This window comes from Novosphingobium sp., from assembly GCF_032093395.1.
Classification (GTDB): domain Bacteria; phylum Pseudomonadota; class Alphaproteobacteria; order Sphingomonadales; family Sphingomonadaceae; genus Novosphingobium.
Genome location: NZ_DAMDBA010000169.1, coordinates 1 through 2,140 on the forward strand (window position 1 = coordinate 1; position 2,140 = coordinate 2,140).

A 2,140-nucleotide genomic window follows, 5' to 3' on the forward strand; every position below is an offset into this window, starting at 1 on the left:
CGGAGACGGTTCTGCACTAACAATCAACACGGACCACTCAGTGGGGGCCGGTCAATCTGTCCCCCGGCGATCAGGTACGCATGGGACAGGGGAAACTTGCCCACCTCGGCCGTATCGATCCCGACGCGGCGGCGATCTGGACTGAGGGCTGGCTCGCGGCCGACGACCAGCCGGTGGCGCATGTGCTGCTCGAACTCAACCGCTATCGCAAGAAACCGCTGCGCTTCGATGAGGGCGAGCTGGCCGGCGTCAGGGTGTCCGGCAGCTTCCCCCTGGCCGACACCGATCGCGCGCTGCAGGGCATCCTGCAATCGACCGGGCTGCGCCTGACGCGCGTCAGTGACGGCGAGTTGTGGGTGCGCACAAAATAATTTTCTGCCTCCGGTTCCCGATTTTCAAACTCGCCCGTCCCCTTGGTGAAGCGGTATTCGCAAAGGGGTATTCCGGGTGGTGAAGTTCAAGCAAATGTGTGGCGCGGCAGCTGTCGCGATTTTGGTTGCGGGGATCGGCGCGGTCTCCATGTCGGCACAGGCGCAGACAGCGCAAGCTGCGAAGGATATTGACATCCCCGCCGGTTCGCTCGGCAACGCCATCGCCCAGCTCGGCCGCAAGGCCGGCGTAATGATCGTGTTCGACCCGGCGCTGGTGCGGGGCAAGCGCACTGCTGGCCTGCATGGTACCTACACGTCGGCCCAGGCGCTCGACCGTCTGATCGCGGGTAGCAACATCAAGGCGCGTCCTGATGGGCGAGGCGGCTATATTCTCGAACGCGAACCGCTATCGGCATCACGATCAACCGCGGCGATCGAGACGCCTCAGGCAGAAATCCTCGTCTACGGCCGTCTCACCAAGGACACCGCGCTGAGCATTCCGCAAAGCGTGGACGTGATCGATAGCCAGGCGATCCAGTCGAGCAACAGCGACACGGTCGGGGAAGTCCTCCGCTTCATCCCAGGCGCCTCACGCGATGGCTCTTTGCTCGACGCCTTCGGCGACACCTACCTGATACGCGGATTCCTGGCTAACCAGACGATCAACGGTATTGCCGTTTCGACCATGCGCCAGGCACGTGACAGTATTGGTATCGAACGGGTCGAAGTACTGAAGGGACCGGCCTCTGTGCTCTACGGCCAGCTTCAGCCTGGCGCGGTGGTCAATATCGTGACCAAGCAGCCCCAGCGCGAATGGAAAGGCAGCGCGGGTTTTAGCTATGACCGTTATGACGAGTTTCGCGGCACGGTCGATCTGACGGGACCGCTGTCCGCAGGGGGTGACCTGCGCTTTCGTGTGACCGGCGCTTATGACGATGCCGACAGTTTTATCGAATATTGGCATCGCCGTCATCTCTTCGTCGCGCCGGTGGGCGGCATTGACATTCTCGCGCATGTCATCGGTGGTTCGTCCACGCCGGCCGGCGGCTTCGTTGTCTTGACCGATGAACACTGGCTGGCGGAATTGAGCCTCAACCTTCTGGCGACCGTCCGCCTCGATCGCCTGCTGGTGCCCAAGATGATCGAACAGGGCGCTGGCGCCGTGGTGCATGTCACGTCCATCCAGTCCGTGCTGCCATTGCCGGAATCGACGACAGCTTATGCCGCCGCCAAGGCCGCGCTCAGGACCTACAGCAAATCGCTCTCAAAGGAGCTTGGTCCCAAGGGCGTGCGGGTCAACGTCGTCTCCCCCGGCTGGATCATGACTGAGTCGACAGGCCGCTTCTTGGAGCGCCTGCAGGACACGAATGGCGGCACAATCGAGGATGCGAGGCAGTCAGTCCTTGAGGCTCTCGGCGGCATTCCAATCGGCCGCGGGGCGGAGCCTTCCGAAGTCGCCGACCTTATCGCCTATTTGGCTTCGGATCGCGCAGGGGCGATCCACGGCGCTGAATTTGTCATAGATGGCGGTACGGTCAGCACCGTGTGAGCCTGGGTCGGCATCCTCATAATGGCGGTCGTGGGGCGCCGATTTCTGCCGTCGCGACGATGCGAGCCGGAGGGGTGAGGCTGTGGCCTCTCGGATGGAATGGGCGCCTCATGCTAAGGGAGACCGTGAGCGTGCCGTCTCCCCGGTTATCCGGCGGCAGGCGACGGTGGGTTCAACGGGTGGAGGCAACACTTTAATCTTTTGAGGAAGATGGAGTGTC

Annotated in this window: 2 protein-coding genes; both read left to right on the forward strand. The window is 62.6% G+C overall.

What is annotated here, in order from left to right:
* The first annotated feature begins 80 nt into the window (after window positions 1–80).
* Window positions 81–371 carry a hypothetical protein gene (locus tag RT424_RS24390; RefSeq protein WP_313443485.1) on the forward strand — a complete coding sequence of 97 codons (291 nt, stop codon included), beginning with the start codon at window positions 81–83 and terminating at the stop codon, window positions 369–371.
* 76 nt (window positions 372–447) lie between these two features.
* Window positions 448–1,920 carry an oxidoreductase gene (locus RT424_RS24395; RefSeq protein WP_313443487.1) on the forward strand — a complete coding sequence of 491 codons (1,473 nt, stop codon included), beginning with the start codon at window positions 448–450 and terminating at the stop codon, window positions 1,918–1,920.
* The last annotated feature ends 220 nt before the right edge of the window (window positions 1,921–2,140 follow it).